We start from the raw sequence: 22,765 nt of genomic DNA, 5'->3' as shown, positions 1-22,765 counted from the left end.
TTACCCCGCTCATTAGCGTGGAGCTCAGAGTAAAGCAGCATGGCGTACCTCGGCAAACAATGCCTTCAGTTGCTCCCCACTCTCGCCTGCGGGCGTTTGGATCTCAATTAAAGTCGCTCCCGGCAAGGTTAACCCTTCACGGCAAGCGGTTTCCGCGTCTGCCAATGTGGTTGGACGTTCATAACGCAAGCCAAACATAGCCGCCGCATGCTGGAAATCCAGCCCGTGCGGCATGCGGTAGAGGGCCTCTTTTTGTTCATCCGGTACGGGCAATAAATCAAAAATCGCCCCGCCGTCATTGTTAGTGACCACCACCACGACCGGTTGTTCTGAAGCGCGCAATAACGCCAAGGAATTCAAATCGTACAACAACGACGTGTCGCCCAGCACACACAACAAAGGTTGCTGGCGGCCTTTTTGCACACCAGCCGCCGTGGCTATCAAACCATCAATCCCCGAGGCGCCACGGTTCGCATACGTGGCCGTGTGTGGCAAGGTGCCGCACATATCCAACAAACGAACGATCAGGCTGTTCCCCAAGAACAACGCGGTATCAGCAGGCACCCAATCCATCATGTGGGCCGCCAAGCTCAATTCGCTCAGCGCGGTATACTGGGTTTTCACTGAAGACAAATATCGCTGTGACGCTGCTTTCAGGTTATCAGCCCAACCAAACGCCGCTGGTGTCACTGTGGCTTCCAGTGCGGTTATCTTCAACGCATGGGCAAAATCGGCAACCGGTGCTTGCACACGCAAAGTACAACGGAAGCTTGGATCGAGCGGCACCGCCAGTGGATCCACAAGCCAATACTGTTGCCAATCACCGCTATCAATGTACTGCGCCAAACGCTTTGACACCAAGCGACCGCCAAATTGCAGCAACACATCGGCCTGCGCCAATTGCGCGCGACAATCTTCTTGTTGCAGCCAGACATCAAACCCTGCCCATTCACTGCTGCCACCCGCTTGCGGATCCGCCAGTAATGGCCAACCCAGGTGTGCCGCTAACGCCTGTACATCGGCCAATGCGTCCGGGGCTAATCGTCCTGCGATAATCACGCCTTTCTGGTGCATCATCGCTGGCCACTGCATCGGTACACTCACGGCCTCGCTCATGCGGGCATCGTGATAAACCGTATAAGGCTGAGATTGGGTCTGCCACGCGGATAACGGGGCTAAATACGCCGAAAAATCCGCCGCATCGCCATACAAGGGCTCTGGGTAATGGCAATTGAAATGCACCGCACCACCGTGTTGATGCTGCTGATGCATCACTTTATCCACGGTAGAAACTAACCAGGTTGGGGAAATATCGAGTGTCGGAGACGGGATCGCCTGAAAGGCGCTGACGTGGTCTGAAAAGATACCATGCTGACGAATGGCCTGATTCGCCCCGCACTGGATGAGTTCGTCCGGACGATCAGAGGTCAATAACACCAACTTTTCGCCGGTTAATCCACTCTCTGCGACAGCAGGCAACAGATTGGCCACTGCGGTGCCAGACGTCACTACCACCGCCACAGGGGCATCGGTGGCTTTGGCTAATCCCAAGGCCATAAAGCCAAGACCGCGCTCATCAAAGTGCGTATGCACAGTCAGCTTGTCGTTACTGTCAGCCGCTAAGGTCAGCGGCGTAGAACGTGAACCGGGGGCGATACAAATGTGTTCCACCCCAAGCCGTGCCAGCTCTTCCAGCATTAACCCTGCCCACAATTGGTTCAGGGCAGCACGGTAGGGTTTTGACGATGACATCACAGTCGAAGAATGCATCACATCACTCATGCCGTTTTACGCTCCCATTCGCCTTCCTCACTGGCAAGTAAGCTGCATAAGGTCGAGGTTTTCCGATCAAGCTCTTTCCATTCGCTGTCGGCCGTCGATCCCGGCACAATGCCCGCACCGGCAAACAGGTGAACTTCGCCATCCATCATTAATGCACTGCGGATCGCCACGCAAAATTCACTGCGTTGGCCACCCAAGAAACCCACCGCCCCGCTGTACCAACCACGGGCAAACGGTTCGTTTTCACTGATGAACGCCAAAGCTTTATCTCGCGGTAAGCCCGCAATGGCTGCTGTCGGTTGCAAGCTATCAAGCAATTCGGCGCTGTACACGTCATCGTTCAATTGGGCGTCAATACCGCGCTTCAGGTGCTGCACTTTACGCAGTTGGATCAGCTCCGGCGTTTGTGCCACGTTCATATTGACACAACGCGGTACCAAGCGGCTGACAATGTCATCCACCACTAAACGGTTTTCGTAGCGGTTCTTGCTGTCGTCCAGTAGCCACTGCGCCAACGATGCATCTTCTTCTGCATTGATACCGCGACCTGTAGTACCGGCTAATGCTTCCGTGTGTAAATCACGATCGTGACGCAGGAACAAGCGCTCAGGGGTCGACCCGACAAAGCAATGCTTGGCATCCAACGCCATCATGAAATGGAAGCTGTGATGATTACGGCTACGGCTGGCTTTGAGCAATTGTGCCGGTGACACCGGCGCATCCAGCGTTAACGTTGTTTTGCGCGCTAACACCACTTTCTCAAACACGTTGTGCGCGATGGCATCCAGCGCATTGCTGATCATCTGTGACCAACCTGAAAAATCCGGCGAATACCGGCGACCCAGAATTTTACTGGTGATCGCGCCCACTTCTGTGGTGTCTGCCGAGATCTGTGCCAACCCGTCCAGCACTTTTTGACGGTGCTCATCAGACAGGTTTACGGCCAGTAGCCAATCGCCATCAACGCGACTCACTTCCAGCACTGGCAAGAAAAAGAAAGAAGATAAACAACGCTGATTACGGTGCGTGCGTCCATCAAAAGATCGCCCACCCCAAATACGCTGTTCGGTGTCTAACACCTTTTCAGCCGCTTTCGGATCGGTAAAGGTTCGGATTTGACCAAGTGCAACCACTTCTTCCCGGCTGTCACGCGACTGCCAGTAAAACTTCGGAAACAAAGGTTGAGATTCCATCCAGTCAATCAAGTCGGTATTCGCTGGAAGCTCCAGTTTTACCGTTAATCGTTGAGTTGTCGCTGCAGATTGTTGAATTTTATTAATTAAGAACTCAACGGCTTTTTGTAACGCGGTCAAGGTAACCTCACTCAGCTCTTAAGCACTTTCAAAGGCTCATCCCTGGCTGATTGTAACATTGCTAATCACTTAGCTGACTTCTACCCTTATGGCGTTGTCGGGTTATTCCATCGGCAACCCCATAATGAATAGGGCATTCTACCTCAGAACTCGTATTCTGACTAATAAAGTAATGACTCAACACGAATCTTCATATCTCATCATAAACGCAGAAAAGCGCATCATAAATGCCATAAAGCATTGCTGAAATTCGCAGCAATTCCTTTCATTGTAATATTTTATACTGCCCAAAGAGGGAAACCCCCCTCATTTTTTACTGTGACTAGCGAATTCAACCTGACAACGCAGAATTTAATGATACGAATAACTATTTTTCACTATTTTTTCCTGCAGGGTGTTTATTTTTCACGGTTTTATAGTGTAATTTGAAGTCATAAACTCAAATCAGATCAGGATTACAGGAAATGCACAACATCGGGATGTCATCAAAACTCAATAATGTCTGTTACGACATACGAGGTCCCGTCCTGAAACATGCCAAACGCATGGAAGAAGAAGGACAGAAAATCCTCAAACTTAACATTGGCAACCCGGCACCGTTTGGCTTTGATGCCCCTGATGAGATCTTGGTGGATGTGATCCGCAACCTGCCCACCTCACAGGGTTACTGTGATTCCAAAGGGATTTACTCAGCGCGCAAAGCCGTGGTGCAGCACTACCAAAAACGCGGCATGTTGGATGTGGACGTGGAAGATGTCTACATCGGTAACGGCTGTTCTGAACTGATTGTGATGGCGATGCAAGCCCTGCTCGACACCAACGATGAAATCTTGGTACCGTCACCGGATTACCCGCTATGGACCGCTGCCGTTTGCCTGTCTGGCGGTAACGCGGTGCACTACACCTGTGACGAACAGTCTGACTGGTATCCTGATCTGGACGACATTCGTAGCAAGATCACGCCCAATACCCGCGGTATTGTGTTGATCAACCCAAACAACCCAACCGGTGCGGTGTACAGCCGTGACTTCTTGTTGGAAATCGTGGAAATTGCCCGTCAGCACAAACTGATCATTTTTGCCGATGAAATCTACGACAAAATTTTGTATGAAGGTGCGCAGCATACCTCCATTGCCCCGTTGGCACCGGATGTCTTCTGTGTGACGTTCAATGGCCTGTCTAAGTCGTACCGCGTGTGTGGTTTCCGTGCAGGCTGGATGGTACTGTCTGGACCTAAACTGCCCGCTAAAGGCTACATTGAAGGCCTCGATATGCTGTCTTCAATGCGTTTGTGTGCCAATGTCCCGATGCAGCACGCGATTCAAACGGCGCTGGGCGGTTACCAGAGCATCAATGAATTGATCTTGCCGGGGGGTCGCTTGCTGGAGCAGCGCGATAAAGCGTACGACTTGCTGACGTCAATCCCAGGTGTGTCGTGTGTGAAACCAAAAGGCGCACTTTACCTGTTCCCGAAACTGGATCAGAAGAAATTCAACATCGTCGATGACCAACGTATGGCGCTGGATTTCTTGCAGCAAGAGAAAGTCTTGATCGTACACGGCACGGGCTTTAACTGGAAAGAGCCGGACCACTTCCGTATTGTGACGCTACCGCGCGTGGACGATCTGGAACTGGCCATGAGCCGCCTTGAGCGCTTCTTGCACAGCTACCGTCAGTAACACGGGTTCGTTGCACGAATGATGATCACGATAAGCCTCAGTCTCACGACTGGGGCTTTTTTCTGTCTACGATTCGGATAGCGCTACGCCGTACCCCCCAAAGTCTGTTACCTTTATAGCGACCCTTCTGTAAAGAACCGATACGGTAACCGTTGAGAGCAACCTGATGAAACAAAGCCATTTTTTCGCCCACCTCGCCCGCATGAAGCTGATCCAACGTTGGCCGTTAATGCGTTGCGTAGAAACTGAAAACATCTCTGAGCACAGCTTACAAGTGGCCTTTGTGGCGCATGCGCTTGCCTTGATCAAAAACCGCAAATTCGGGGGGAACACCAATCCTGAACGTATCGCCCTGCTCGGCATGTTCCATGATTGCAGCGAAGTGTTAACGGGCGATATGCCAACGCCCATCAAGTACTACAACCCCGCCATTGCGCAAGAATACAAAAAGATTGAATTGGCCGCAGAGCAAAAACTGCTGTCGATGCTGCCGGAAGAATTCCATGATGACTATGCGCCCCTGCTGGACAGCCACTGCATTGACCCTGACGATTATGCCATCGTCAAACAAGCTGACAGCCTGTGTGCCTACCTAAAGTGTCTGGAAGAATTAAGCGTCGGCAACCATGAGTTTACGTCGGCGAAGAAGAACTTGGAGCAAACCCTTGCCGATCGCTCGACCCCCGAGATGGACTATTTTCTCGCTACCTTTGTCGACAGCTTCAACCTGACCTTGGATGAAATCAGCTAATGCCGTTGTTTACCCTAAACGCCGATTTCCACACCGCGTGGGAAGCCCGTAAGAGCAATGAACAAAAAGAACGCCGTAATGATCACCGCTCAGCGTTTCAGCGTGATCGTGCCCGTATTCTTCACTCCGCCGCCTTTCGTCGCTTACAAGCCAAAACCCAAGTGCATGGCGCGGGCCACCACGATTTTTACCGTACCCGCCTGACCCATTCACTGGAGGCGTCACAAATTGGCACCGGCATTGTCGCGCAATTGAAGATCAACCAACCGGATTTTCGCGATCTCTTGCCCTCCACCAGTTTGATGGAAAGCCTATGTTTAGCCCATGACATCGGGCACCCGGCCTTTGGTCATGGCGGTGAAGTCGCTCTGAACTACATGATGCGCCACCACGGCGGCTTTGAAGGCAACGCACAAACGTTCCGGATCGTCAGTCACCTTGAACCGTATACCGAACAGTTTGGGATGAACTTGTCACGCCGCACCTTGCTGGGCTTGTTGAAATATCCTGCGTTTATCAGCGACACCCGCGCCACTGAACTGCCTGCGGATGTCGTGAATTTTCGCCACCTGAAAGCCAAAGACTGGCACCCCGCGAAAGGGGTTTACCGGGATGACAGCGACACTTTTGATTGGGTATTAGCCCCATTAAGTGAACATGATCGCGCCTTATTCAGCACGATGCGTGCTGAGCGCCATTGTGCGACTGCCCACCTTAAAACACGGTTTAAATCGTTAGACTGTTCGATCATGGAACTGGCGGACGATATTGCCTACGGGGTACATGATTTAGAAGACGCCATTGTAATGGGCATTGTCACCCGTGAGCAGTGGCAGGAAGCGGTCGCCAGCAAGTTAGCGGACTGTGGTGAGCCGTGGATTGAAGAACGCATTAGTCAGCTCAGTGATCAGTTGTTTGGGACCCACCACGAACGCAAAGACGCCATTGGCGCGATGGTGAACGCCCTGCTGACCTCGATCCACATTGCCCCGACATTGCAAAACGGCGTGGAAGCCTTTGATTGCCCGTTGCTGCAATGGAATGCGTTTCTGAGTGAGCCGATGGAACACGTACTGAATGTGCTGAAACAGTTTGTCAGCCAATACGTGGTACATAAACCTGAAATCCAGTTGTTGGAATATAAAGGGCAGCAATTGGTGATGGAATTATTTGAAGCGTTTGCCGCGGATCCTGAACGCCTGTTGCCCGAGCACACCCGCGAACGCTGGCTGCGCGCCCATCAGCAAGGCGATAACGCACACCGTGTCATTGCCGATTATATCTCTGCAATGACCGATGGCTTTGCTCAACGCTTGTACAGTACCCTGTTCCACCCAACATCTGCTGTCGGCGTCGGGATTGAGGGGCATGGGTTTTAAGGACAAACGCAGGGACGTTTGTAGGGACGAGTGTCGAGTTCAAAGGGGCTAGGAAGAGCGGAAAAACTGGAAAAACAGGTACTAGGGGCTAGTGCAAAGGGACGAGAAAAAGCAAAAAAGACAAGACTGTGGTCCTGTGGTCCTGTGGTCCTGTGGTCCTGTGGTCCTGTGGTCCTGTGGTCCTGCAAGCAGGATTTCAGATCCCTTTATGGGTGTAAGCACTTTCGCTCCTGCTTTTTCCATAGGGCCTTAGGGCCACAGGGTCGCTTTTTCACGCCCCTCGACACTCGTCCCTTTACTTATAATTCTTCTCAAACACCCCTTCAGGCATTTGCTGGATCTGGAACTCAATCATCTGGTTAAAGACATCAAGCAACGGGGTGTATGCCTCTTCGTTGCCTTTGTCCAGCGCCGTTAACGCCAGATAGCCCGCTTCTACCGTAGATACGCCCTGCGATTTCGGGGATTTTCGGATACGGTAATTACCGTCGTCGGCATTGTCTAATGCCACCGCGGGCAGTTGCTGTAAATTGCTTGAAAGCTGCCACATTTTGTAGGCTTTCTTCCACGTGCCATCGAGCAAGATCAACGTCCGTTTTGTTGCCGTTGTATCAGATGCCATGGCATCAGGTGCTGCTTCTTTTGGCTCTGTCGCCTCAGCCAAGGCCGAGATCGGTGTGGCGTGCTCGCCAGGGTAAATCACCCACGCTTGACGGAGAGGATCAGCCAATAACTGGTTTATCTCAGCATGCGCAGAAAAGTCTTCACCGATCCATAATTTGGCATTGGGCAGTGACAACGTCAGAATACGTGCCGTGCCAATCGCACGTTTCACCTCAGAAGGGTGTTGTAAAATCCACAGTTCAGTTTTAGCATCAATCACTTGGATCCAGCGGCAAATACATGCCTGCTTGGCTTTACCGCACTGTTCACAATATCGACTCATCGAGGTGGCCTTGTCTATTCGTCTCTTTGTTATTCTCACTATCGCGCTGATAGCACTCATGCAATTGCCTGCGATAGCGTCCGCGCTGTTCTGGCAACGCGATGCCATTGTACACGGGGAGATCTGGCGGCTCATTACCGGCAACCTCACCCACACCAATTGGCCACACATGATAATGAACACGCTGGCCTTGGCAATCATTACCTTTATCTTTCGTGCACAATTAACCGCCGCACGGTTAGCCGGACTGATTGTCAGTTTATCGCTGTTTATTGGGCTGTGCCTGTTCGGCTCTTCAATGCACAACTATGCCGGGCTCTCTGGCGTCTTGCATGGGCTCTTTGCGTGGGGTGCCTGTCGGGATATCCTCGCCAAAGACAAACTGGGGACAGTGATGTTAGTCGGGGTCATTCTGAAAGTCGCGCATGAACAACTCTTTGGCGCCTCTGCCCTCTCTGAATCACTGATCCAAGCTCGCGTGGCCACAGAAGCCCACCTTGCCGGTCTGGTGGGGGGGATATTGATTGCGCTGCTCCCTGTCGTCTGGCGAAGCGTTCGCGCACGTTGCACGCAGTAAATACGTGGCCAAAGTATAAAAAAAGAGAGCACCACAACGGTGCTCTCTTTCGTTTTCACTGCGTGTAGTATCGCGCTTACAGTTTGATGCGCGCGCGATTCTTCTCAACCGTCGCCGCACCGATGCCCTTCACTTGAGACAAGGCTTCTGCTGACTCAAACAGTCCATTGGCCTGTCGGTACTGCACAATCTTCGCCGCTTTGTTCGGCCCAATACCCACCAATAAGGTATCCAACTCTTCCGCATTGGCCGTATTGATATTCACGGTGATTTCAATCCCTTCGTGCTTATCCACCTTCTCGACCTTGGGCTCAGTACTGTCAGCGGCCATCACCGGTGACGCCATCCCTACCAATAATGCCCAGCCCATCGCAGCAACTATGCGTTTCATCGTTCTCTCCTTATTATTGAGCCAGACTGTTATATCTGACATTAAACGCTTGTGTATCAAGCGATTGTTCATCAACAAGGGATACGCTGAAGGAATGGAGCAAAGGGGTAAAGCCCCCTATCGAATTCCTATGCGAAAAATACGCAAAAAAAAGACGGGCCGCACATGGCGGCCCGTCTACAAACGTATAAATTACAAATTAATTTGCCGCTTCGTCTTCTTCGACAGGGTATGACACTTCAGCCGTATCACGCAGCACTTGCAGTGTTGCCATCACGTCTTGCTGAGCGTACATCTGCTCTAACTGCATCGCCAGTTGGCTGTTTGTAGCAACATCACCCACGTTCGCATCAATGACATTATCCAGTGCAATGATCATCACGTTACCGGCAGCATCGCGCGTCACACTGTACACGGTTTTACCCGCGTCAGGTTTTGCCATGCTGAAAGCTTCTTGTGCAATCATGCGGTCAGAGCCAACACGTGCAATGGTTTCTGGTGCAGAGAAGCTCACGCCTTCCGTTTCCAGAATCGCGGTGTTGCCTTTGCGTAGCTCAGTAATCAGCTCATCCGCTTTCGCTTGCGCTGCCGCTTCACCCTTCTGGATAGCCAGTTGTTGCTTCACTTTTGCCGATACTTCGTCAAAAGGCAGCACCATTTCTGGACGACTGTCATCAATACGAACAACAACAACATGCTCAGGACCAACTTCAATCACTTCTGAGTTTTCGCCGTTATCACGTACTGTCGAGCTCATCAATGCTTGCAAAACAGCCGGTGTTTTTAGCAATTCTGGCGCATCGGCTTCTGAAATGAAGTCTGTCGTGTGCACAGTCGCATTCACCGCTTCTGCCGCATCTTGCAGTGTGTCATGCACTTCAAATGCCGTTTCAGCAAGCTTAGTTTGCTGGTCATAGAAGGCTTCAGCCGCACGCTGCTCACGCAACTCCGCCAGAATATCATCACGTACGTCAGCAAATGGCTTCACTTTCGATGGCTTAATATCATCAAGCTTGATGATGTGGTAACCGAAATCAGATGCCACAACACCCGAAATTTGGCCTTTGTTCAGGGCAAATGCTGCATCTTCGAATGCAGGATCCATCACGCCACGCTCAAACCAATCCAGCTTGCCGCCTTCTTTACCGCTGAAGGTATCGTCTGAGTCAGTTTTCGCCAGTTCAGCAAAATCCGCACCGTCATTCAGTTTCGCCAGAATCGCTTCTGCCTTAGCTTTTGACTCGTCGCTCTTACCTTCAACCAAAATGTGGCTGACTTGACGCTGCTCAGCAGAACCGAACTTGCTCATGTTGTCATCGTAGTACGCTTTCACATCAGCGTCAGACACATCCAGTGTCGTCTTCAGCGTATCACCCGATAGCTCAACATAAGACACCTTCACTTGCTCAGGACGGGTGTAAAGTGCTGGGTTTTGCTCGTAGAATGCTTTCGCTTCTTCGTCTGTCACGATCGCATTTTGCGTGAACGTGGCAATGTCGAGTGACAGCGTACGAATTTCACGTTGCTGCTGCTCAAGCTTTGTCAGTGCCGTTAGCTCATTTGCCAGTGCAAAGTCAGAACCTTGAATCGCCGCCAAGAACTGCTGACGCAGCATATCGGTACGCATAGATTCCGCAAACATATCAGGCGTCAGGCCAGCACGACGTAGCAATGCGTTGTACTGATCGTTGTCGAACGCACCATCACGCTGGAATTCTGGCATCGCCAAAATTGTCGTACGGATTTGCTCGTCACTGATACGCAGGCCAAGTTCATTCGCACGCTGCTCGATCAACAGGTCATTGACCATACGATCCAGCACGCTACGCTTGAACTGCTGCACATAAGCAGGATCGCCCATTAGTGAAGAGAAAGACTCTCCTAACTGCGATTGCATGCGGTTACGTTCGTTCTGATACGCCATGTCAAATTCACGCTGCGTGATTTCATGACTGTCGACCTTTGCCGCCACTTGCTGACCACTACCTGCGAGGTAGCCGCCCACACCAGCAAAAACAAAAGAAAGTATAATTAAGCCAAGAACGATCTTGACCCAAATGCTGCTTGCGCCTTCGCGCATACGGTCCATCATAATTTGCCGTATCTCCTACTGATTCGATCTGGCGTGGTAATACCAAGTTCACTGTTTATTTGATGCTTCCCGACAAGTTACGTTGCCAGAGAATAGTGTGCTTGGCTCGAGTATGGTTTAAGACGGATTTGCCTCAAAAAACACACGCATATAAAGTAAAAAAAGCGCATCTTCAGGATGCGCCCTTTGTCCATACCAAGTTGCTGTTATGACAACCGGAATGCTTGTTTGTTCACACAAACTGACGGGCTAGGCCCAACGGTTAGTTTACCGAATCTTTCAGCGCTTTACCCGCTTTAAAGCCAGGTACTTTCGCCGCTGCGATCTGAATCTCAGCACCTGTCTGTGGGTTACGGCCCGTGCGTGCCGCACGCTCACGAACAGAGAACGTACCAAAGCCAACAAGCGCTACTGAGTCACCTGCTTTCAAGCTATCAGAAACTGCGTCAAGGAATGCGTCTAAAGCACGTCCCGCAGACGCTTTTGAGATATCAGCATTCTCAGCAATTTTATCAACTAATTGAGTTTTGTTCACGGTCTCATCCTCTCTATGAACGCCATCCGTACGCCGCCGTTTTTACTGCTGTTTAGGGGCGTTACGAACACAAAAATATATCAGGCCTAATTCTATCAGCACACAACACCCCAATACGGGGAAGCGTTGATATTATTGAGCTAACGGCAAATTAGACTCTCTTATAGCGACACAAAAAAACGCTGACAAGGATTTTGTCCCTGAAAGCGTTTTTTCATACTTTAACTTTGCTGCATGTCACTGTTTTGGGTGTTGACCAGTTCAATACCTGTTGGATTATTCTGCAGTGCAATGGTGAGCACTTCATCAATCCAACGGACTGGACACACTTTCAAATCAGCAATCACGTTATCTGGGATCTCTTCCAAATCACGCTCGTTCTCTTTCGGGATCAGCACTGTCTTGATACCACCGCGGTGGGCTGCCAACAGTTTTTCCTTCAAGCCGCCGATAGGCAACACTTCACCGCGCAAGGTGATTTCACCGGTCATGGCGACATCCGCACGTACCGGGTTACCGGTCAGGCTAGACACCAATGCCGTACACATGGCGATACCGGCACTTGGGCCGTCTTTCGGTGTGGCACCTTCGGGTACGTGAACGTGAATATCACGCTTCTCGTAGAAGTCAGGTGCAATGCCCAGACGCTCCGCACGGCTACGTACCACTGTCATCGCCGCTTGGATGGACTCTTGCATCACATCACCCAGTGAACCCGTATAGGTCAACTTGCCTTTACCCGGCATGGATTCGGTTTCAATGGTCAGCAAATCGCCGCCCACTTCCGTCCACGCCAGACCAACGACTTGACCAATACGGTTGCTGTCTTCCGCTTTACCGTAATCAAAACGCTGCACACCCAAGTATTCTTTCAGGTTGTCCTGATTGATCACCACTTGTTTGGTGGTTGGGTTAAGCAAAATTTCTTTCACCGCTTTACGGCACAGTTTAGACACTTCACGCTCAAGGCTTCGCACGCCCGCTTCACGGGTGTAGTAACGAATAATGCCCAACAGTGCAGAGTCATCCACGTCGATTTCAGCCGGCTTCAGACCGTTGCGCTGAATTTGCTTACTCAGCAAATGGCGCTTCGCAATGTTCAGCTTTTCATCTTCGGTGTAACCCGACAGACGAATCACTTCCATACGGTCAAGCAATGGACCCGGAATATTCATCGAGTTTGACGTGGCAACGAACATTACGTCAGACAAGTCGTAATCGACTTCCAAGTAGTGATCATTGAACGCGTTGTTCTGCTCGGGATCCAGCACTTCAAGCAAGGCTGAAGACGGGTCACCGCGCATGTCTGATGACATCTTATCGATTTCATCTAACAGGAACAGCGGGTTCTTCACTTCTACTTTAGCCATTTTCTGGATCAACTTACCCGGCATAGAACCGATGTAAGTACGGCGGTGACCACGGATTTCCGCTTCGTCACGCACGCCACCCAGTGCCATGCGCACGTACTTACGTCCGGTCGCAGCAGCAATAGACTGACCCAATGAGGTTTTACCCACACCCGGTGGCCCCACCAAACACAGGATCGGGCCTTTTAGTTTGTTTACACGGCTTTGAACCGCTAAATACTCAAGAATACGCTCTTTCACACGGTCAAGACCGTAGTGATCGGCGTTGAGCACTTCTTCCGCTTTCGCGAGGTTCTTCTTCACTTTTGAACGCTTGTGCCATGGCACACTCAGCATCCAGTCAATGTAACCGCGAACCACGGTTGCTTCGGCTGACATCGGAGACATCATCTTCAGCTTTTGCAGTTCTTGTTCGGTTTTCTCACGCGCTTCGGCCGGCATTTTCGATTCTTCGATCTTGATCTGCAACGACTCGAACTCATCCGGCGCATCATCCAGCTCACCCAGTTCTTTCTGGATCGCTTTCATCTGCTCGTTGAGGTAATACTCGCGCTGGCTTTTTTCCATCTGCTTTTTGACACGGCCACGGATGCGTTTTTCCACCTGCAGCAAATCAATTTCAGATTCCATCATCGCCATCAGGAACTCAAGGCGTTCCGTCACATCGACAATTTCCAGCACTTTTTGTTTATCTGCCAATTTCAATGGCATGTGTGCCGCAATGGTATCGGCCAAACGGGCCGCTTCATCAATACCATTGAGGGACGTCAGTACTTCTGGCGGGATCTTTTTGTTCAGCTTAATAAAGCCTTCAAATTGATTGATTGCCGTGCGTACCAGCACTTCCTGCTCACGCTCGTCCATTTCCTCGGTCACAAGGAACTCGGCTTCCGCGCTGAAGAAGTCGTCATCACGTAAATTGTCCACTTTTGCACGCTGCTGGCCTTCAACCAGCACTTTTACTGTGCCATCAGGCAGTTTCAGCAATTGCAGGATTGTGGCGACAGTACCGACATCGTACAAATCGTGGATAGAAGGTTCGTCGGTCGCGGCTTCTTTCTGCGCCACCAACAAAATTTGTTTGTTGTCATCCATCGCCGCTTCAAGGCAGCGAATTGACTTATCCCGGCCTACGAACAATGGAATAACCATGTGCGGGTAGACCACCACATCTCGCAGTGGTAGAACGGGGATCTCAAGGCGTTCCGAACGCTCCAGGTTCATATTATTCTCTCTTCCGTTCAATCTCTTTACTGAGTATATGGGGGCAAGCGCTAAAGATTCAACGGGATAACTGACAGAAAATAAAAAAGGAGGCATAAGCCTCCTTTTTTTTGCGCATTTTGAGTAAAAATTACTCAGCACCCGCCGCTTGGTTTTCTGTATTGGCATAAATCAGTAGTGGCTCAGACTCGCCTTTAATCACTGATTCATCAATCACAACCTTGCTAACACCTTCAGCAGAAGGCAGTTCATACATGGTATCAAGCAGTACCGCTTCCACGATAGAACGTAGACCACGGGCACCCGTTTTACGATCCATTGCTTTGCGAGCAATCGCCACAAGCGCATCGTCACGGAACTCAAGCTCGACATTTTCAAGCTCAAGCAATGCCGCATATTGCTTGGTCAATGCATTCTTCGGTTCGCGAAGGATCTGAACAAGGGCATCCTCGTCCAATTCATTCAGGATAGCTGTCACAGGCAAACGACCAATGAATTCAGGGATCAAGCCATACTTGACCAAGTCTTCCGGTTCTACCTGTTCGAACAAAGCACTTAACGTGCGAGATTCGTCTTTAGAACGCACATCTGCGCCAAAGCCAATCCCTGTTCCTGTCGCAACACGCTGATCCACGACTTTATCCAGACCGGCAAATGCACCGCCACAGATAAAGAGGATCTTCGATGTATCAACCTGCAAGAATTCTTGCTGTGGATGCTTACGGCCACCTTGTGGTGGTACCGATGCCACGGTCCCTTCAATCAGTTTCAGCAAGGCTTGCTGAACACCTTCACCTGACACGTCACGCGTGATAGATGGGTTATCTGATTTACGTGAGATCTTGTCGATTTCATCAATGTATACAATACCGCGCTCGGCTTTGGCGACATCGTAATCACATTTCTGCAATAGCTTCTGGATGATGTTTTCAACGTCTTCACCCACGTAACCCGCTTCTGTCAGCGTGGTTGCGTCAGCCATCGTGAAAGGAACATCAAGCATACGTGCTAGTGTTTCAGCCAGCAGTGTTTTACCACTACCTGTTGGGCCGATAAGCAGGATATTACTCTTGCCCAGTTCAACCCCTTCGCTGTTGGTGTCGCCGTTACGAAGGCGCTTGTAGTGGTTATATACCGCTACCGCTAGCACTTTCTTCGCATGGCTTTGACCAATGACGTATTCATCCAGGTTTTTACGAATTTGCTGTGGTGTCGGAAGGTCGCTACCATCACGCTTAGGCATTACTTCTTTGATTTCTTCACGAATGATGTCGTTGCACAGATCAACACATTCATCGCAAATATACACAGAAGGGCCAGCAATCAGCTTGCGAACTTCGTGCTGACTTTTACCGCAGAAAGAGCAGTACAGCAGTTTTCCACTACCACTCTCTTTTCGCTTATCTGTCATTCGCTAACCTCTTTTCGGGTTTTACCCCATCATTGCCTTGTTTTGAGTGTATAACAACTCAGGTTGTTTTGCTCCGTGCTTCGCCGGTTGCCAAGCACGGCCACAACAGTCTTAGCTATTACGCTGACTCAAAACCGCATCAACCAAACCGTATTCTACGGCCTGATCTGCAGACATAAAGTTATCACGATCAGTATCACGTTCAACCACTTCAAGTGGCTGACCGGTATGCTCGGCAAGTAGGCCGTTCAGACGTTGTTTGATCGTTAGGATTTCTTGTGCATGGATTTGAATATCCGATGCTTGGCCTTGGAAGCCGCCTAATGGCTGGTGAATCATCACGCGAGAGTTCGGTAGGCAGTAACGCTTACCTTTCGCGCCACCGGCAAGCAAGAAGGCACCCATTGAACAGGCTTGACCCATACATACGGTGCTCACGTTTGGCTTGATGTACTGCATGGTGTCATAAATTGACATACCCGCTGTAACAGAACCGCCCGGAGAGTTGATGTAAAGGAAGATGTCCTTGTCAGGGTTTTCTGATTCAAGGAACAATAGCTGCGCAACGACTAAGTTGGCCATATGATCTTCAACCTGACCGGTCAGAAAGATCACACGCTCTTTTAGTAGTCGGGAATAGATGTCGTAAGAACGTTCACCACGCGAAGTCTGCTCGACCACCATAGGAACCAGCGCATCTAAGATTGGCGACATGGCATTTCTTTCTTGGTAGCTCATAACGTTATTTCCCTAAAATAAATGGCCCGAATGAAATTACTCTCACACGGACCATTGTTAGCAGAAGATTTGAAGTAAAGTCAAATCTTTGCTGTATTTTCAGTCAATTAAGCAGCTGGCTGGTTCATTAGCTCGTTGAAGCTAACTTCTTTCTCAGTTACCTGAGCTTTTGCCAACAGTGCGTCAATCGCTTGCTCTTCAAGAGCAACGTTGCGCATGTTGTTCATCATCTGCTCGTTCTTCTCGTAGTAAGCAACAACTTCTGTTGGATCTTCGTATGCAGAAGCCATTTCAGCGATGATTGCTTTTACGCGCTCTTCGTCAGCTTTTAGCTCTTCAGACTTGATCACTTCACCAAGAAGTAGGCCAACAACTACGCGACGCTTAGCCTGCTCTTCGAACAGTTCACGTGGTAGTTCAGGTGCGTTTGCAGCATCACCGCCGAAGCGCTGAGTTGCTTGCTGACGTAGAACATTGATTTCTTGCTCGATAAGCGCAGCAGGAACAGCGATGTCGTTCTGCTCAACCAAGCCGTTTAGGACTTGATCTTTGATACGGCCTTTAACCGCTTGCTTAAGCTCACGTTCCATGTTCTTACGTACTTCAGCTTTTAGCGATTCAACAGAACCGTCTTCAATGCCGAACTTAGCAACGAACTCTTCAGTTAGCTCAGGTAGCTCTTGCGCTTCAACTTTGTGTAGTTTGATAGCGAAAGATGCTGCTTTACCTTTTAGGTTTTCAGCGTGGTATTCTTCAGGGAAAGTCACTTCTACAGTGAACTCTTCGCCTGCTTTCTTACCTACAACACCGTCTTCGAAACCAGGGATCATACGACCTTGGCCCATTGCTAGTGCGAAACCTTCAGCTTTACCGCCTTCGAACTCTTCGCCGTCGATAGAGCCAGTGAAGTCGATAGTTACACGGCTGTCTGCAACAGCAGCTGCATCTACTTCAGCCCACGTCGCTTGCTGCTTACGTAGTGTATCTAGCATGCCGTCAACGTCTGCGTCGTTAACTGCTACTGCTGGTTTCTCAACAGCAATTTTGTCTAGGTTAGCTAGCTCGATTTCAGGGAACACTTCAAAAGATGCTTTGAAAACAAGATCTTTACCTTCAGCGATTTCTACTGGAGTGAAAGTAGGTGCGCCTGCTGGGTTGATCTTTTCTTTTACGATTGCTTCGATGTAGTGACGCTGCATCACTTCACCAAGGATGTCTTGACGTACAGATGCGCCAAACATACGAGCAACCATTTTAATTGGTGCTTTACCTGGACGGAAACCATCGAAACGACGATTTTTAGCAATTTTCTTCAGTTCAGCGGCTACAGCGTTTTCGATGTTTGCAGCTGGTACTGTGATAGTCAGATGGCGTTCTAGACCTTCAGTGGTTTCAACGGTAACTTGCATTATATTTAACCTCAAAACTTACTCAGTGTTCTCTGAGTGATGTTGCCGATCAGCGATACTGACGGTGGCATCCTTTCGTGTTATGGCAGGCTACCACGCCTAAACCATAACGCCTTAATTCTGATAATTTCTGTCATTCTCGGCAATGTTGCCGGGCAGTCAGAAATTAAAACGCGGTATTATAACGGTCATCAGCCTTGCCGTCGAGACAGACTGGCCGCACCGCAATCAAACCTTTCACACAAGATAGGGGCAAAAATTCCATTTACAAGTGTAAAGATTAAAAAATTCGCGTCCTTTTACGATTTTTTGACCCTGAGCTTAATTATTCGCTGTATTTAACCGCCGATTGTTGCTTTTTACCTCACCCGACAAACACGTAAAATGATAAAAAAGGGAAAGAAAAAGCAGCGCGGAGGAGAGAGCGAAAAATGCCGTTAGGCAAATAGCAGATACAAAAAAGCCAGCGAAAACGCTGGCTTTTTTGTTGAATATGGCGCGCCCTGCAGGATTCGAACCTGCGACCACATACTTAGAAGGTACGTGCTCTATCCAACTGAGCTAAGGGCGCATAACGGTTAACGTTACGGTGTCGAATTATACGTCCCTAAACCCTGCCGTCAACGCCTTTTACACGATTTTCCGTGCATTTAGCGCTAAGCGTTCAAACATGCAACAATATGAAGAGGAAGAAAGCATAAGAACGAGTATTGAGGGGCGAGTATCGAGAAAAAGCAGGAACGAGGGACGAGAAAAAGCAAGTTTTGGATCCTGTGGTCCTGTGGTTCTTATATGGACTCCTAGAGAAAATCAACAAACAGCATGAAAGCAGGAATTGATACGCGCTTATATACGGGCTACTTTGAGGAGCGACCTCGTCCTACTATGTATTCGCACCAACAAGCTTATTCTATGGGGCGGTATAACTTACCATGAACCACAACGAGCTTTTGTTGGTCGGTCTGACCTGTTTCACATCGTAATTTGTTGATTACTCATATTCATAAAGCCAAACAAACAGGCTTATATTCTGAGTCATGTTTTAGTAGTGCGTACGCGGTACGCACTGTTTTGTTAGCTAACGCTATAGCTGCAATTTTCTTACCTCGACGCTCGATTAAGGATTTCAGCCAAGCTTCTTTTTGAGTTCGTGGTTGGATATGAACCACCTTACACACTACGGCAAGCGCACCTTGAAAAAGGATACTACGGAGTCGCTTGTCTGCATTACGTTTAGAGATCCGCCCTAAGCGCTCTTTCTCACCCGAACTATACTGCTTGGGGGTTAAACCGATACTGGCTGCTGCATCTTTGCCATTAACAAAATTTTCGCCTTTACCCAAGCGGATAGCTAATCCAAGCGCCCCAATTGGGCCGACGCCCTCTAACGCCATCAACTTTTGACAAGGAGCATGAGCTGCTACCAAAGCTTCCAATTGCACATTTAAACTATCTACATACTCAAGCTGCACTAATAATCTTTGCCAGGCCTGAAATAATGTCTCTCTGAAACTATGAGGTAAGCCGTTCTCGGCATCTTCTAAAATCAAAGGTAGGCTACGTTTTAACGCTGATAGACCTTGAGGAAAAATGATACCGAACTCACTGAGTAACCCCCTTAGTTGGTTACTTAATTCAACTTGTTGAGCAATCGCTAACTCACGCACTCGAGATATAGATTGTAGGCCTTGCTCCTCTTCAGATAACACCCTCACACTATGAATGTGTAATTGCGTAGCCGCTACGGCTATTGCAAGCGCATCATTTCGATCTGTTTTCTGCTTATGTTGGAATGGCTTAACAGCCCTAGCACTCATCATCTTTACTGAATGCCCGGCCGACTTTGCAAGTCTTGACCAATAATGCGCGCTGGCGCACGCTTCCATTGCGACCAGCGAAGGCTTTTCTTTCCATATCAATTCAATGAGCTTTTGTCTGGACAACTTTCGGTTGTATAGCACGTTGCCTAACGGGCCAACTTTGCAAACTTGAAAAACATTTTTTGCCAAATCGATGGCAAGCACATTATGGTTACTCATGTATGGGCTCCTCTTTGGCTAATTCTTGCTTGAATTAATACCGTACTCCCCTTGGTGGGAAGGAGTCCATACATCTGTGGTTCTGCAGACAGAATTCCTCCCCTACATGAAAAAAGCAAGCGCTCTCACACTTGCTTTCCATAGGACCTCAGTGCCAAGGGCCGCTCTTACTCGAATTTCGTCCCTTTACACTCGAACCCCGTCCCTGCCCTTCCATAGGACCGCTCTTCTCAAGCCGCTTTTACTCGTTACTCGGCGCGCAGCATCACTCGTCACTCGCCCCTGCTCTATTTCCATAGGACCGCTTTTCTTTCTGCTTTTACTCAAGACCCGTCCCTAGAAACTCGCCCCTGAGTTTTACAAACCACAATTAGCAAACGTTTGCATGTGGCGTTCATCACTTTTTTTTGCGACAATAGATTACAAATAATCAACATCCGTTCGTAAAGCCGCTGCAGACGGTGACGTTCACGTAACACACCTCGCCTATTACGTCTCCCAAAGCGTTATTGCTGAAGACGCGACAGATAGGGTTCCGTTCATTCATCATAGAAAGGAAGACCATGACTGCTCAAATAATTGATGGAAAACTTATCTCTCAAACGGTGCGCCAAGAAGTGACTGCACGGGTGAAAGCGCGGGTAGAGGCGGGACTTCGCGCCCCAGGGTTAGCCGTGGTGTTAGTCGGACATGATCCCGCATCGCAAATCTATGTCGGCAGTAAACGCAAAGCCTGTGAAGAAGTTGGCTTCCTCTCTAAGTCTTTTGATTTACCGGCAACCGCAACAGAAACCGAACTGCTCGCCTTGATTGATGAACTCAATCAGGATGCCACCATCGACGGTATCTTGGTACAGCTTCCCCTTCCAGCGGGTATTGATACCACCAAGGTACTGGAACGGATTGATCCAGAAAAAGACGTGGATGGTTTTCACCCTTACAATGTCGGCCGTCTGTGCCAGCGCATTCCAAAATTACGCTCCTGCACCCCCAAGGGTATCATGACATTGATGGAACGCTACAATGTACCTGTTCGTGGCAAGCATGCTGTGATCGTCGGCGCATCGAACATTGTCGGCCGTCCCATGACGATGGAACTCTTACTGGCTGGCGCGACCACCACGACGTGTCATCGCTTTACGCATGACTTAGAAAGTCATGTTCGACAAGCCGATATCGTGGTCGTTGCCGTGGGTAAACCGAACTTTATTCCTGGCGCGTGGATCAAACCGGGCGCCACCATTATTGATGTCGGTATTAATCGTCTTGATAGTGGCAAGTTAGTGGGCGATGTTGAATACGATGTGGCATGCCAAAAAGCCGCCTACATTACCCCTGTACCCGGTGGCGTAGGCCCGATGACCGTGGCATCACTGATCGAAAACACCCTACTCGCTTGCGAGCAGTATCACTCAGGTAGCTAGGTTCGAGGTTCGAGGTTCGAGGTTCGAGGTTCGAGGTTCGAGTAAGGTTGGATCAAAAAAGCGAAAGGGCTAGACCTCTCGCTTTTTTTATTTTTGCTTTTCCGCGTTATCGTTTATCCAGCACGAACACGCTTACTTTTTTAACGTCTCTTTCAAGAACGCCGTGAAAGCATCACCGAATTCAGGGTGACGCATGCCGTACTCGACAAACGCTTGCATGTAGCCCAGTTTACTGCCGCAGTCGTGACTTTTTCCCGACATGTGGAATGCATTCACTTGTTGCTCTTTCATCAGCATGTCGATGGCATCGGTCAGCTGAATCTCATCACCGGCCCCCATTGGGGTACGCGCCAATAAGGCCCAAATATCCGCAGGCAGAACATAACGTCCCACAATCGCCAAATTAGATGGGGCATCTTCACGAGCCGGCTTTTCAACCACTTTCGTCATCGCTGCTGAACCGCCAGGCAACAAGCTTTCGCCGCCGATATCCGCAACACCGTAGTTCGACACCTCAGCCATTGGCACGGGTTCAACCATCACTTGGCTGATCTGAGTCTCATTAAATGCCGCGACCATCGCAGCCATGTTCTCACGGCGTAAATCACTGGCAACATCGTCCAAAATTACATCCGGCAGCACAACGGCAAACGGTTCATCACCCACCAAAGGATGTGCACACAAAATCGCATGCCCCAAGCCTTTCGCTTGGCCTTGACGCACGTGCATGATCGTCACATCTTTCGGGCAGATCTTCTGCACTTCATCCAACAGCTGGCGCTTAACACGACGCTCCAGCGTGGCTTCCAATTCAAAAGAGGTATCAAAGTGATTCTCAATGGAGTTCTTTGATGAGTGTGTCACCAACACAATCTCTTTAATACCGGCTGCGACACATTCATTCACCACATATTGAATCAATGGCTTATCAACAATCGGCAACATTTCTTTAGGAATGGCTTTCGTCGCTGGCAGCATACGCGTGCCAAGACCGGCAACAGGGATCACTGCTTTGCGCACAGGAGATGTAATAGACATTATGCGTTCCATTTATAAATTATCAGGCTAACTATACCAAATTCAGCGAATTATACCCATGTTCCTTCGATACTGCACAGGTAGCAACATAATACAGAGACCGGCGATCCTCATCCCACTTACTTCATGAGGTCTTCATTTTGCACACTCACTTTCACCGGTTTGCCCAATAAGTTAATCAGCATAAAGGAGCGTTTCTCGCCATCTGGTTCTTGATAAATCGCCTCAATCCCTTTGAATTGCCCTTGCGTCAACTGCAAAGTTTCACCTGGCTGAGGTAAATCCGACAGCTTTGCTTGCTGCTCTTCGGAATCTTCATTCATCATTAACCCATAGATCAATTCAGGCCCTACCGTTTGTGGGCGCGCCCCTTGACGAATAAAGTCCGCGACACCGCGAGTTGAGCGGACAGTGGTATAGCTGATCGCTTCCGGATCAAAGTACACAAACATATAGCCAGGAAAAAGCGGTTCAAACACTTGTGTACGCTTGCCCCGCACAATTTTCTCAATCGTGACCTGCGGGTAGTAGCATTCAACACCTTGACGGTCCAGATTGATCACTGCGCGCTCTTGCTCACTGCGCTTACAATAGAGTAAATACCAATCTTTCATCACCGCCTCGCCTGTTTATCAATTATCTCACTGTAATTATACAGAAAAACAAA

General features: G+C 49.5%; 18 protein-coding genes and 1 tRNA gene. 5 read left to right on the top strand and 14 right to left on the bottom strand.

The window, feature by feature from the left end; translation table 11 throughout:
- Positions 1 to 24: 24 nt before the first annotated feature.
- Both menD and ACSF8W_RS04540 read right to left on the bottom strand, forming a co-directional pair.
- A complete protein-coding gene (gene menD, locus ACSF8W_RS04545; RefSeq protein ID WP_500845436.1) occupies positions 25 to 1,782 on the bottom strand; it encodes a 2-succinyl-5-enolpyruvyl-6-hydroxy-3-cyclohexene-1-carboxylic-acid synthase in 1,758 nt (585 codons plus the stop codon).
- Positions 1,779 to 3,095 (bottom strand): isochorismate synthase, encoded by a 1,317-nt coding sequence (locus ACSF8W_RS04540; protein ID WP_500845435.1) that lies wholly within the window; start codon positions 3,093 to 3,095, stop codon positions 1,779 to 1,781. Before ACSF8W_RS04540 ends, menD begins: the two co-directional genes overlap by 4 nt.
- A gap of 464 nt (positions 3,096 to 3,559) precedes the next feature.
- On the opposite strand from ACSF8W_RS04540, the gene ACSF8W_RS04535 reads away from it, so the two are divergent.
- The 3 genes from ACSF8W_RS04535 to ACSF8W_RS04525 all read left to right on the top strand — a co-directional run bounded on the left by ACSF8W_RS04535 (position 3,560) and on the right by ACSF8W_RS04525 (position 6,904).
- On the top strand, positions 3,560 to 4,774 hold the full coding sequence (locus tag ACSF8W_RS04535; RefSeq protein WP_500845433.1) for a pyridoxal phosphate-dependent aminotransferase: 1,215 nt from the start codon (positions 3,560 to 3,562) through the stop codon (positions 4,772 to 4,774).
- A 166-nt stretch (positions 4,775 to 4,940) separates the two neighbouring features.
- The gene (gene yfbR / locus ACSF8W_RS04530) at positions 4,941 to 5,525 is read left to right on the top strand and encodes a 5'-deoxynucleotidase (RefSeq protein WP_500845431.1); all 585 of its coding nucleotides are present in this window, start codon (positions 4,941 to 4,943) and stop codon (positions 5,523 to 5,525) included.
- A complete protein-coding gene (locus ACSF8W_RS04525; protein WP_500845429.1) occupies positions 5,525 to 6,904 on the top strand; it encodes an anti-phage deoxyguanosine triphosphatase in 1,380 nt (459 codons plus the stop codon). Before yfbR ends, ACSF8W_RS04525 begins: the two co-directional genes overlap by 1 nt.
- A 295-nt stretch (positions 6,905 to 7,199) precedes the next feature.
- Here the strand turns inward: ACSF8W_RS04525 and ACSF8W_RS04520 are convergent, their stop codons facing one another.
- Entirely contained in the window at positions 7,200 to 7,850 is a 651-nt protein-coding gene (locus tag ACSF8W_RS04520) for a tRNA-uridine aminocarboxypropyltransferase (protein ID WP_500845427.1), read from the bottom strand.
- A gap of 10 nt (positions 7,851 to 7,860) precedes the next feature.
- Here ACSF8W_RS04520 and rrtA point away from each other — a divergent pair, with 10 nt between their 5' ends.
- On the top strand, positions 7,861 to 8,427 hold the full coding sequence (rrtA, locus tag ACSF8W_RS04515) for a rhombosortase (RefSeq protein WP_500845425.1): 567 nt from the start codon (positions 7,861 to 7,863) through the stop codon (positions 8,425 to 8,427).
- Between the two features lie 76 nt (positions 8,428 to 8,503).
- Here the strand turns inward: rrtA and ACSF8W_RS04510 are convergent, their stop codons facing one another.
- The 9 genes from ACSF8W_RS04510 to ACSF8W_RS04470 form a co-directional block, all read right to left on the bottom strand.
- On the bottom strand, positions 8,504 to 8,758 hold the full coding sequence (locus tag ACSF8W_RS04510; RefSeq protein ID WP_500845916.1) for a ComEA family DNA-binding protein: 255 nt from the start codon (positions 8,756 to 8,758) through the stop codon (positions 8,504 to 8,506).
- Positions 8,759 to 9,017: 259 nt separating this feature from the next.
- The gene (gene ppiD, locus ACSF8W_RS04505; RefSeq protein ID WP_500845423.1) at positions 9,018 to 10,910 is read right to left on the bottom strand and encodes a peptidylprolyl isomerase; all 1,893 of its coding nucleotides are present in this window, start codon (positions 10,908 to 10,910) and stop codon (positions 9,018 to 9,020) included.
- A 262-nt stretch (positions 10,911 to 11,172) separates the two neighbouring features.
- Positions 11,173 to 11,445 carry a nucleoid-associated protein HU-beta gene (gene hupB, locus ACSF8W_RS04500; RefSeq protein ID WP_500845421.1) on the bottom strand — a complete coding sequence of 91 codons (273 nt, stop codon included), beginning with the start codon at positions 11,443 to 11,445 and terminating at the stop codon, positions 11,173 to 11,175.
- Between the two features lie 221 nt (positions 11,446 to 11,666).
- Positions 11,667 to 14,039: an endopeptidase La gene (lon, locus tag ACSF8W_RS04495; RefSeq protein WP_500845420.1), complete on the bottom strand. Its 2,373-nt coding sequence runs from the start codon at positions 14,037 to 14,039 to the stop codon at positions 11,667 to 11,669.
- A 130-nt stretch (positions 14,040 to 14,169) separates the two neighbouring features.
- Positions 14,170 to 15,450: an ATP-dependent protease ATP-binding subunit ClpX gene (gene clpX / locus ACSF8W_RS04490; RefSeq protein ID WP_500845418.1), complete on the bottom strand. Its 1,281-nt coding sequence runs from the start codon at positions 15,448 to 15,450 to the stop codon at positions 14,170 to 14,172.
- A 111-nt stretch (positions 15,451 to 15,561) separates the two neighbouring features.
- Positions 15,562 to 16,188 (bottom strand): ATP-dependent Clp endopeptidase proteolytic subunit ClpP, encoded by a 627-nt coding sequence (gene clpP / locus ACSF8W_RS04485; RefSeq protein WP_500845416.1) that lies wholly within the window; start codon positions 16,186 to 16,188, stop codon positions 15,562 to 15,564.
- 107 nt (positions 16,189 to 16,295) lie between these two features.
- On the bottom strand, positions 16,296 to 17,597 hold the full coding sequence (tig, locus tag ACSF8W_RS04480; RefSeq protein ID WP_500845414.1) for a trigger factor: 1,302 nt from the start codon (positions 17,595 to 17,597) through the stop codon (positions 16,296 to 16,298).
- 494 nt (positions 17,598 to 18,091) lie between these two features.
- Positions 18,092 to 18,168, bottom strand: a tRNA-Arg gene (locus ACSF8W_RS04475).
- 430 nt (positions 18,169 to 18,598) lie between these two features.
- The gene (locus ACSF8W_RS04470; RefSeq protein WP_500845256.1) at positions 18,599 to 19,636 is read right to left on the bottom strand and encodes an IS110 family RNA-guided transposase; all 1,038 of its coding nucleotides are present in this window, start codon (positions 19,634 to 19,636) and stop codon (positions 18,599 to 18,601) included.
- Positions 19,637 to 20,199: 563 nt separating this feature from the next.
- Here ACSF8W_RS04470 and folD point away from each other — a divergent pair.
- Entirely contained in the window at positions 20,200 to 21,060 is an 861-nt protein-coding gene (gene folD, locus ACSF8W_RS04465) for a bifunctional methylenetetrahydrofolate dehydrogenase/methenyltetrahydrofolate cyclohydrolase FolD (RefSeq protein WP_500845412.1), read from the top strand.
- Between the two features lie 132 nt (positions 21,061 to 21,192).
- Here the strand turns inward: folD and galU are convergent, their stop codons facing one another.
- The gene (gene galU / locus ACSF8W_RS04460) at positions 21,193 to 22,098 is read right to left on the bottom strand and encodes a UTP--glucose-1-phosphate uridylyltransferase GalU (protein ID WP_500845410.1); all 906 of its coding nucleotides are present in this window, start codon (positions 22,096 to 22,098) and stop codon (positions 21,193 to 21,195) included.
- A 119-nt stretch (positions 22,099 to 22,217) separates the two neighbouring features.
- Positions 22,218 to 22,712, bottom strand: coding sequence for a transcription/translation regulatory transformer protein RfaH (rfaH, locus tag ACSF8W_RS04455; RefSeq protein WP_428479671.1), 495 nt, complete (start codon positions 22,710 to 22,712; stop codon positions 22,218 to 22,220).
- Positions 22,713 to 22,765: the final 53 nt, after the last annotated feature.

The sequence above is a fragment of the Photobacterium sp. 270122K genome (genome assembly GCF_059941365.1).
This window is presented reverse-complemented; position numbering and strand designations above follow the sequence as displayed.

Bases quoted from the DNA above. Each gene is read 5' to 3' on its own strand.
- menD (WP_500845436.1), bottom strand. From the start codon at position 1,782: ATGAGTGATGTGATGCATTCTTCGACTGTGATGTCATCGTCAAAACCC.
- ACSF8W_RS04535 (WP_500845433.1), top strand. From the start codon at position 3,560: ATGCACAACATCGGGATGTCATCAAAACTCAATAATGTCTGTTACGAC.
- yfbR (WP_500845431.1), top strand. From the start codon at position 4,941: ATGAAACAAAGCCATTTTTTCGCCCACCTCGCCCGCATGAAGCTGATC.
- ACSF8W_RS04525 (WP_500845429.1), top strand. From the start codon at position 5,525: ATGCCGTTGTTTACCCTAAACGCCGATTTCCACACCGCGTGGGAAGCC.
- ACSF8W_RS04520 (WP_500845427.1), bottom strand. From the start codon at position 7,850: ATGAGTCGATATTGTGAACAGTGCGGTAAAGCCAAGCAGGCATGTATT.
- ACSF8W_RS04510 (WP_500845916.1), bottom strand. From the start codon at position 8,758: ATGGCCGCTGACAGTACTGAGCCCAAGGTCGAGAAGGTGGATAAGCAC.
- ppiD (WP_500845423.1), bottom strand. From the start codon at position 10,910: ATGATGGACCGTATGCGCGAAGGCGCAAGCAGCATTTGGGTCAAGATC.
- lon (WP_500845420.1), bottom strand. From the start codon at position 14,039: ATGAACCTGGAGCGTTCGGAACGCCTTGAGATCCCCGTTCTACCACTG.
- clpX (WP_500845418.1), bottom strand. From the start codon at position 15,450: ATGACAGATAAGCGAAAAGAGAGTGGTAGTGGAAAACTGCTGTACTGC.
- clpP (WP_500845416.1), bottom strand. From the start codon at position 16,188: ATGAGCTACCAAGAAAGAAATGCCATGTCGCCAATCTTAGATGCGCTG.
- tig (WP_500845414.1), bottom strand. From the start codon at position 17,597: ATGCAAGTTACCGTTGAAACCACTGAAGGTCTAGAACGCCATCTGACT.
- ACSF8W_RS04470 (WP_500845256.1), bottom strand. From the start codon at position 19,636: ATGAGTAACCATAATGTGCTTGCCATCGATTTGGCAAAAAATGTTTTT.
- folD (WP_500845412.1), top strand. From the start codon at position 20,200: ATGACTGCTCAAATAATTGATGGAAAACTTATCTCTCAAACGGTGCGC.
- galU (WP_500845410.1), bottom strand. From the start codon at position 22,098: ATGTCTATTACATCTCCTGTGCGCAAAGCAGTGATCCCTGTTGCCGGT.
- rfaH (WP_428479671.1), bottom strand. From the start codon at position 22,712: ATGAAAGATTGGTATTTACTCTATTGTAAGCGCAGTGAGCAAGAGCGC.